8 protein-coding genes are annotated in these 8,102 nt (G+C 43.1%); 4 read left to right on the top strand and 4 right to left on the bottom strand.

All coding sequences use genetic code 11. From position 1 onward, the window contains the following. A partial coding sequence (locus tag BLS28_RS14440; protein ID WP_143020762.1) for a transposase occupies positions 1–276 on the bottom strand: 276 nt, incomplete at its 3' end. Positions 277–566: 290 nt separating this feature from the next. Then, positions 567–1,073, bottom strand: a complete 507-nt coding sequence (locus BLS28_RS14435) for a hypothetical protein (RefSeq protein ID WP_091168283.1) — start codon at positions 1,071–1,073, stop codon at positions 567–569. A gap of 207 nt (positions 1,074–1,280) precedes the next feature. Between BLS28_RS14435 and msrA the strand changes: the two genes are divergently transcribed. The 3 genes from msrA (at position 1,281) to BLS28_RS14420 (ending at position 3,584) form a co-directional block, all read left to right on the top strand. Further along, a complete protein-coding gene (gene msrA, locus BLS28_RS14430) occupies positions 1,281–1,889 on the top strand; it encodes a peptide-methionine (S)-S-oxide reductase MsrA (RefSeq protein ID WP_090526174.1) in 609 nt (202 codons plus the stop codon). Then, entirely contained in the window at positions 1,889–2,407 is a 519-nt protein-coding gene (gene msrB / locus BLS28_RS14425; protein WP_091168280.1) for a peptide-methionine (R)-S-oxide reductase MsrB, read from the top strand. Before msrA ends, msrB begins: the two co-directional genes overlap by 1 nt. Before the next feature lie 145 nt (positions 2,408–2,552). Continuing rightward, the gene (locus BLS28_RS14420; RefSeq protein WP_091168277.1) at positions 2,553–3,584 is read left to right on the top strand and encodes a class I fructose-bisphosphate aldolase; all 1,032 of its coding nucleotides are present in this window, start codon (positions 2,553–2,555) and stop codon (positions 3,582–3,584) included. A gap of 47 nt (positions 3,585–3,631) precedes the next feature. Here the strand turns inward: BLS28_RS14420 and BLS28_RS14415 are convergent, their stop codons facing one another. Next, entirely contained in the window at positions 3,632–4,729 is a 1,098-nt protein-coding gene (locus BLS28_RS14415) for an alginate lyase family protein (RefSeq protein WP_091168276.1), read from the bottom strand. Positions 4,730–4,736: 7 nt separating this feature from the next. Further along, positions 4,737–6,299 (bottom strand): M20/M25/M40 family metallo-hydrolase, encoded by a 1,563-nt coding sequence (locus BLS28_RS14410; RefSeq protein ID WP_256337423.1) that lies wholly within the window; start codon positions 6,297–6,299, stop codon positions 4,737–4,739. Positions 6,300–6,505: 206 nt separating this feature from the next. On the opposite strand from BLS28_RS14410, the gene BLS28_RS14405 reads away from it, so the two are divergent. Further along, the gene (locus tag BLS28_RS14405; RefSeq protein ID WP_091168275.1) at positions 6,506–7,792 is read left to right on the top strand and encodes an esterase-like activity of phytase family protein; all 1,287 of its coding nucleotides are present in this window, start codon (positions 6,506–6,508) and stop codon (positions 7,790–7,792) included. The last annotated feature ends 310 nt before the right edge of the window (positions 7,793–8,102 follow it).

Here is an 8,102-nt window from a genome sequence, read left to right as displayed (position 1 = left end):
TTTTAAGATATCCCTTTCCTGCTCCACTTCTCGCAGACGTACCTTCATTCGTTCATATTCTTCTACCGATACAATCGGCGTTTCTGACCCTGGCGATTTCAGCGCCGATGATCCCGTTGTTTCTTTATAACGGCTTTTCCATTTGTGGATCAAATTCTCCCTGATCCCCAACGAAGCGGCCACGTCCACAACCGAACGACCACTAAAAACCATCTTCAATACATCCGACCTAAAATCCGCATCGTAAACACGGCGGCTTGACTTTTTCTTGTCCATTGATTTGCTAAGTTAAGCATCTCGACTGTCCGGCTTTACCGATGCATCTCACGCCATGCTTCGACGGGCTACCCATGACACCCGTTTTAAGTTGTCATGGGTGGGAACGAAGCATCTTCTTCGCCCTGTATAGCAGTTTTGCTTATCGAAGAAGATCTTGTGCTATCGCTGCCATTGACAAGTTGGCAATATGCTGATTATCAGATACAAAAAAAAGTCATCTGCAATGCGATCATTTGTGCGCAAATAAACCCTACTCAGGGCGACAATCGGTTAAATTCAATGCTGTTTCACGCCACAGCAGCCGATAGTATTATCCCATTATGCGCATTCACTACACCGTTGGCATAGCCATTATTATCTATGAACATCTTTTCGTTCTCTATCAGGAAATGCGCTCCGCCAACAAAGAAATTTCCTTTAATGGTTAGTACACGGTCAGGATGCTGCGCGTGGATCTCATTCAGCACATGGCTTGATAAACCGCTGTATTCATGCGGATCGAACTGATACACATCCAGTACAGGCTCCGCGTGTCCGGGTTGAAATATCTTAACACGGCCTTTAGTTACATCAAGGCGTATATCAGCGCCGTTTTCATTGGTATTAGCACTTATCCTGATCGTTTCGCCGTTAGGAGCGTTAATATTGGCCTCGATGGTAAGCACTTTGCCCTTTTGCTCATTATAAAATGAAAGGATCCTCAAAAACTCAATATTACTAAGCCCATCGCTATAAGTAAGCGTATTTTGCTCGCACAAAAATATGGTAGTCCCAAAAATGAATGCATGTTTCATGACGGAAATTTTAATTGGTTAATTGATATTGATACAATTAGCAAAATCTCAAAATGTTTTAAATTTCCATTATTCTTTCGAAGTAAAACAGCATGTTTTGTCAAACAACTATCACAAAGCATTAATATGGTAATTTTGCTCAACGCTCCCCGTGTTTTTTACGTTAGTTACTGCAAATACGCATCGTATAAAACCTATATGTTATACATGAAAAAAATAACTTGTTTCATAGCTGTACTGTTAACGGCTTGTTTTTCTGTTTCGGCATCTGCCCCTAAAAAAGTGTTAGATACCGCTACTTTTGCTACAGGGTGCTTCTGGTGCACCGAAGCTAAATTTCAGCAATTAAAAGGGGTTGAAAAAGTGATCTCCGGATTTTCCGGCGGGCATGTGGCCAACCCATCCTACGAGTTGGTTTGCACTGGTACAACCGGTCATGCAGAAGCTTGCAATATCATCTACGACCCAGCAAAAATTACCTATGACGAGTTGCTGGCTGCATTTTTTGTGGCGCATGACCCAACGCAATTAAACAGGCAGGGTAATGATGTAGGCACACAATACCGGTCGGCTATATTTTATCATAATGCCCGGCAAAAGCAAAAGGCCCAATATTACATCACGAAGCTGAACGCCGAAAAAGCCTATAAAGATCCGATAGTGACACAAGTGGTGCCATACAAAGCTTTTTACAAGGCCGAAGACTATCATCAAAACTATTTTAACCAGAATGGCAGCCAACCATACTGTAAATATGTGATCCAGCCCGAACTGGAGAAGTTTAAAAAAGTATTTAAAGATAAACTGAAGCAATAATGAAAGCGGTATTTATGATAGCAGCGCTGTTGTTTTTTACAACGGGAATGTTTGCACAGCAGGCAAAGACAATAAAGGGGCACGAAAATAATCCTTATTACTCCAATACCGATACCCGGCATTTAAATGTATCGAACGCCGAGTGGAAAAAAATCCTGCCGCCTGCTTTGTACGCCACTGCAAGAGAACAGGAAACCGAACGCGCATTTACCGGTAAATACTGGAACAAGGATACTAAAGGCACTTATTACTGCGCGGTATGCGGCAACAAACTTTTTCGCTCAGATGCCAAATTTGCAAGCGACTGCGGCTGGCCGAGTTTTTACGAACCCGTGCGCAAAAAAAGTGTAATTTATAAAGAGGATAACTCGTACGGCATGCAGCGTACCGAGGTGATCTGCGCCCGCTGTGATTCGCACCTGGGGCATATATTTGATGATGGTCCGCCGCCAACACATAAAAGGTTTTGTATGAACTCCGTTTCTCTTGATTTTGTACCTGAAGGATTTGGACTGTAAGCTGGCGTGACAATTATTAACGACCGGTTCGTTACATCAATTTACCTGCTAAAGTCATCCACAAGTAAACCTGCAATATTCTCTTTGCCGCTTGAAACAAGTATGAATTAACTTGTGTTATTCACCAATAATCAAGCAATCACTTATGGAACTGCAAAGCCTGAAATATATCGCAAAACAGCTTATGGCCGGTAATAAAGGCCTTTTGGCAATGGACGAAAGTACTAATACCTGTAACAAACGTTTTAAAGCGCTGAATATCCCGCAAACGGAAGAATACCGCCGCAAATACCGCGACCTGATCGTGAACACGCCGAAGCTGGAAGAAGCCATTAGCGGGGCCATTTTGTTTGATGAAACCATAAGGCAAAGCACCCCGGATGGTAAACTGTTTGTTGATATCCTGAAAGAAAAAGGAATTATCCCCGGTATCAAAGTGGATGAAAGTGCAAGGGACATGGATGGTTTCCCTGGTGAAAAAATAACTGAAGGATTGGACGGTTTGCCTGAACGCCTGGCCGAATATTATAAAATGGGCGCTCGTTTTGCCAAATGGCGGGCGGTTATAACCATAGGTGAAAATACTCCAACAAGTGGAAGCATCAAAGCCAATGCTTTTCTGTTGGCCCGCTACGCGATTATTTGCCAGGAGGCAGGTATTGTGCCTATTGTGGAGCCCGAAGTTTTAATGGATGGAGATCACTCGCTTCAAACTTGTGCTGAAGTAACTAATGAGGTTTTGCATGCTGTATTTAACCAGTTGTACCAGCAAAGGGTAAATTTTGAGGGTATGATATTAAAGCCCAATATGATAGTGCCTGGTATTAAAGCTGCCCAACAGGATAGTGCTGATGTGGTGGCCGATGCTACCATCAATTGTTTTTTACGCTGCGTGCCTGCCGCTGTGCCCGGTATCGCGTTCCTTTCTGGCGGACAATCTCCCGAACTGGCATCCGAGCGGTTAAACGCTATGCATGTACGCTTTAAAGATAAAATGCCCTGGGCATTAACTTTTTCATATTCAAGGGCTGTGCAGCAACCTGCACTGGAAAAATGGGGCGGTAAAGATGAAAATATTGAAGAGGCACAAAAGCTGTTATATGAACGTGCCCATATTAATACAGTAGCCCGTGATGGCAAATATACACCGGAGCTGGAGAAGCATCCAGTAGCATAAAACAAAAACGCCGCCTTTTTTCGGGCGGCGTTTTTGTTGGCTTGTTTTTATAGTCCCTTAACTTTGTAATGGGTATAGGTGGTAAATCCTAAAAACGTATTATCAACAGGCACGCCAAGCGGCGCCTGTAAGCCTCTCAGATAATTTAGGTTATCAGTATTATAATGACCATAGGCAACCTCAACGCCCGGGAAAATCCGGCTGTTTAAGTTGCAGTAATCGCAGCCGGTTTTCTGCTCATAGGCTTTCCGCATAAAATCATATCCAAGACTGATGTTTTTATTGCCGATCTTCCATAAACTATTATCTCCCTGTATTTTGGCAATAGCAGCAGCATATGCGTAAGCTGTTAACGAATATTGATAATGCACGCAGTCTTTACGTACGCAAAGCTCGGGTAGGGTACCATCCGGTTGAATGATATTTGACAATTCTTTTACCAACAAATCGTGCCCGGCACGATAAACGGAATCCTGATCTAAAAACACACCGATGGCCATTTTTGCATATCCTGCAGAGGCATCCCAGTTGTTTTTATAATCGGGGATCTTGTTGATGTAATTATCTTTTACATTGATAAGATATTTACTGAACTGTTCAATATCAGCAACAGCCCATCCGGCAGATTTACCCTGCACCTTATAATATCTGATGATTTCGGCAGCAGCCACAAAACTTGGTGTTGTCCATGATGCTTCCAGATCGGGCTGGTTGGGGGTGGTTTTTCCTTCAAGCAGACCATAGTCTTTAAATGCATATGCCCAGCCATTCAGTAAACCAATTGCCTTTTTTGCATAATCAGCGTTACCGGTAGCAGCCCAGGCCAGTGCGAGAGCGTAAACCAGTTCGCAATCTTTTCTGATCTGCGTTTTTGACGGTGATGTAGCCCCATTTGAACCTACAACGATGGTGGATGGGAATGATGCCGGGTACTCATGATCTTTAATAAAATCCAGCACTTTTTGATAGGCTGCTATACGCATTGTATCACCGGCCTTTAGTTGTGTGCTGATGAGGTCCAAACTGCCCCTGGTATTTAAAATACCAGGATGCACAAATTTGGTTTTATTGTTTTCCTGTGCTTGCAAACTAAAGCTTAAGAGCAGCAACAGGAATGTAAATAAGGCCGTTTTATTATATCTCATCTTCAGCCTACTTATCCAATCCGCCGCGGCGCGTTGCTTTAACCTGTGCAGGCCATTTAATGCCTTCGGTTTTGGTGTTAACGGTTTTTTGCGGGTCTTCGCTGGCCATGTAAGCCATGATTGCAGCTAAAATGGCATTGTTTTTCAGATCGTCGAAAACAACTTTATCATAAGTATCGCGGTTGGTGTGCCATGTATATGATCCGTACGACCAGTTAAGCGAACCCAAAGAAAAGCCGGGCGCGCCAACAGCTACAAACGATGCAAAATCAGACCCGCCACCGCCTGGCTGACCAGGAAATACGGTTTTGATCCGGTTTTTGATCGTATCAGGTACAGCGGCAAGCCATCTGCTTAAATAATCCTTAGCTTCCACAAAACCCTGCCCGGTAAGGTTTACCACGCGGCCGGTGCCATTATCCTGGTTAAACAAAGCTTGCAGATTACTAACAATTTCGGGATGGTCCTCAACAAAAGCGCGTGAGCCGTTCAGGCCTTCCTCTTCGCTGCCCCAATGGCCTACTAATATGGTACGTTTTGGGTGTGGATAGAATTTTTTCAGCAGGCGCATAGCTTCCATCATGGTCAAAGTACCTGTACCGTTATCGGTAGCACCCGTACCGCCATCCCACGAATCAAAGTGCGCGCTCAGCATTACATACTCATTGGGTTTTTCGGTGCCTTTGATTTCGGCAATGGTATTAAAGGTTGGCACTACACCTAATTCTTTTGATTCGCAATGAATACTAATCACCGGTTTGTTGCCCGATTCACTCAGGCGGTAAAGCATGCCATAATCTTCCAATGCAATATCAACCGTAGGCACGATTTTGGTATAGGCAGCAAAGATCTTATCAACCCCAAATCCGGCCGACCAGTTATTGGTCAGAATACCTGCTGCGCCAGCATTTTCCAACGCCACGGGCAAAGTTTTATTGGTAAACCCGGTTTTGCTGATGCGTTTTTTCCATGCATCGGTTTGGGCGGTGCGTTCGGCTTTCATTTTATCAAATGATTCCTTCAGGGCAAACTCCTGCCAGTTATAATCGGGCCTGCCGGTTGGCTGGAGCATGGAGATCATTACAAATTTACCCTTTACATTGGGGAGCCATTGTTGAAAGGCTACCGAATCGGCCACATCCGGTAGGATAATTACCTCGGCAGTAGTGGTCTTTTTGTCCATGCCCGGGCTCCAGGCCAGTTGCGTGCCTTCTAATGATTTTGCCCTTGGCGATACCATATCAATATGCGAGATCCCGCGTTCCCAGCCGCGCCATTCGCCCCATTTTTCGTTTTTAGCCTGGATGTCCCAGCTTTTGTATTTAGCAACTGCCCAGTCGTTTGCCTGTTTCATTTGCGGCGTACCAACCAAACGGGGGCCGATACCATCAAACAGCTCATGCGCCAGTTTTTCCAGTTGCGAATTGGTGGTTTCTTCGGTCATGATGCTGTTGATAACCGGGTTAGTTGATTGTGCCGAAGCTATGCCGCTGCAAAGCAGCATGCCCAAAACAAAAGGCCTTGCCTTGTTCCAAAGGTTGTTGCAGGTATAATGGTAAATATGTTTCATAAGGTTAAAAATATGAAAAAGCGGATGAGGTAATACGTTTTATCTTAAATGATATTGGTAAGTAACATAAATATTGCAAAATGTTGAGTTGTTTATATGTTCAGATTTAATAGAGTTTGTGCTTGTAGGTTAAATTATTGTTATAGAATTAACAATAGATTTATATATGGCCGATTCCTTTGTAAAACTAATCGATCACTTATCAAATGAAAAAACAATTACTTAGCGTCATCGCGTTATCCGCGGCGATCCTTTCTTCCTGCCATAATGATAATAAGATAAATCCTTTCAGCTATCCTGATATGGCCGAGGCGCAAAACCCGGCTATCCTTTTCACCACTGCCGACGGCGTAAAGGTTTATAACGGCGGCTTTGGATCCGCAGTGGCAGCAGATCCAAACCACAAAGATGTATTTTACCTGCTTACCGACCGCGGCTCAAACGTGGCCGGGCAGACAGCCAATTCCATCATCATCGGTAAACCGGATTTTGATCCGCAGATAGGTAAATTCAGGTTAAAAGATGATAAACTGGTGCTGGAACAAACCATAGAGTTAAAAAATGCCAACGGCGTGAAATTAAATGGTTTACCAAACCCCGCCGGAATGGGAGCTTCGGGCGAAATTCCATTTGATCTGAGCGGAAATCAGTTATCTCCAAGTGCTGATGGTATTGATTCGGAAGGTTTGGTTCTGGCATCCGACGGTACTTTTTGGGTAAGTGACGAATACGGTCCGCATATAGTACACTTTGATGCCAGCGGCAAAACCATCGAACGCATTAACCCTTACGGATCAGGCACCGGCGGCCGTAAAATTCCTGCTGTATTTGCTACCCGCAGGGCTAACCGCGGTATGGAAGGGTTAGCCATCACACCCGATGGCAAAACACTGGTTGGCATGATGCAATCGCCAATGTATAACCCATCTAAAGCAAAGGTTGCTAATTCAACTGTATTGCGCATCCTTACCTTTGATATTGCAACGGGCAATACAAAACAGTATGCTTACCTTATGGATAATACTTCATTAACAGGCGTTAGTGACATAACCGCCGTTAATGCCACTACATTCTTAACTATTGAACGCGATGGTAAGTTCGGAGGTGCGCCTACCGATGCCGCTAAGTTCAAAAAAGTATTTAAAATAGATATCAGCAATGCTACCGATATCTCCGACCCCGCAAACGGCGCCAACGGCAAATTATATAACACAAAAACTGTTGAAGAGCTTAATGATTTAGCCGGTTTACAGGCCGCTGGTATTACCCCGGTTACCAAAACCCAGGTGCTTGATTTGCTAAAAGATTTGCCAACTGTTTACCCTCATGATAAAGCCGAAGGTTTGACTTTACTACCGGGTAATATCCTTGCCATATCTAACGATGATGACTTCGGTGTTATTGATAATGGTAAAAACGGTTTTGCTGCAAAAATTTTACCGGCTACCAATTCGGTTGACAGGAACAGGATTTATTTTGTGAAGCTAAAATAGGGGATTTAAAAAGTTAAAAATGATCAATGCCTTCCGGTGTTAACTGGTAGGCATTTTTGTTTATACAACCTGCACAACGTTAGGTTAATGTTTTAAAATCAAAATCAATTTTATTGTTAAAATAACATTTATTCGGTGATTTAATTTTAACATTGATATGTATTATTTTATCACGATGGCGATAATATATTGACTTTCGGTTTTGTTTTTAATCTTTAACTAATTGATAATTAGTTATTTGAAATTTTAAATTTATATTTTTGGGTTATGTTAAAATAATACAAAAAACCACTCATATCGTATTATAATC

Source organism: Mucilaginibacter gossypii (genome assembly GCF_900100945.1).
In the GTDB taxonomy this organism is placed as follows: domain Bacteria; phylum Bacteroidota; class Bacteroidia; order Sphingobacteriales; family Sphingobacteriaceae; genus Mucilaginibacter; species Mucilaginibacter gossypii.
Note: the sequence above shows the minus strand (reverse complement) of the source record. Positions and strands in the feature narration are given on the sequence as shown.

What these genes read in the sequence shown, in the direction of transcription:
- BLS28_RS14405 (WP_091168275.1), top strand. Translation starts at nt 6,506, where the DNA reads ATGAAAAAACAATTACTTAGCGTCATCGCGTTATCCGCGGCGATCCTT.
- msrB (WP_091168280.1), top strand. Translation starts at nt 1,889, where the DNA reads ATGAAAGCGGTATTTATGATAGCAGCGCTGTTGTTTTTTACAACGGGA.
- BLS28_RS14415 (WP_091168276.1), bottom strand. Translation starts at nt 4,729, where the DNA reads ATGAGATATAATAAAACGGCCTTATTTACATTCCTGTTGCTGCTCTTA.
- BLS28_RS14435 (WP_091168283.1), bottom strand. Translation starts at nt 1,073, where the DNA reads ATGAAACATGCATTCATTTTTGGGACTACCATATTTTTGTGCGAGCAA.
- BLS28_RS14420 (WP_091168277.1), top strand. Translation starts at nt 2,553, where the DNA reads ATGGAACTGCAAAGCCTGAAATATATCGCAAAACAGCTTATGGCCGGT.
- msrA (WP_090526174.1), top strand. Translation starts at nt 1,281, where the DNA reads ATGAAAAAAATAACTTGTTTCATAGCTGTACTGTTAACGGCTTGTTTT.
- BLS28_RS14410 (WP_256337423.1), bottom strand. Translation starts at nt 6,299, where the DNA reads ATGAAACATATTTACCATTATACCTGCAACAACCTTTGGAACAAGGCA.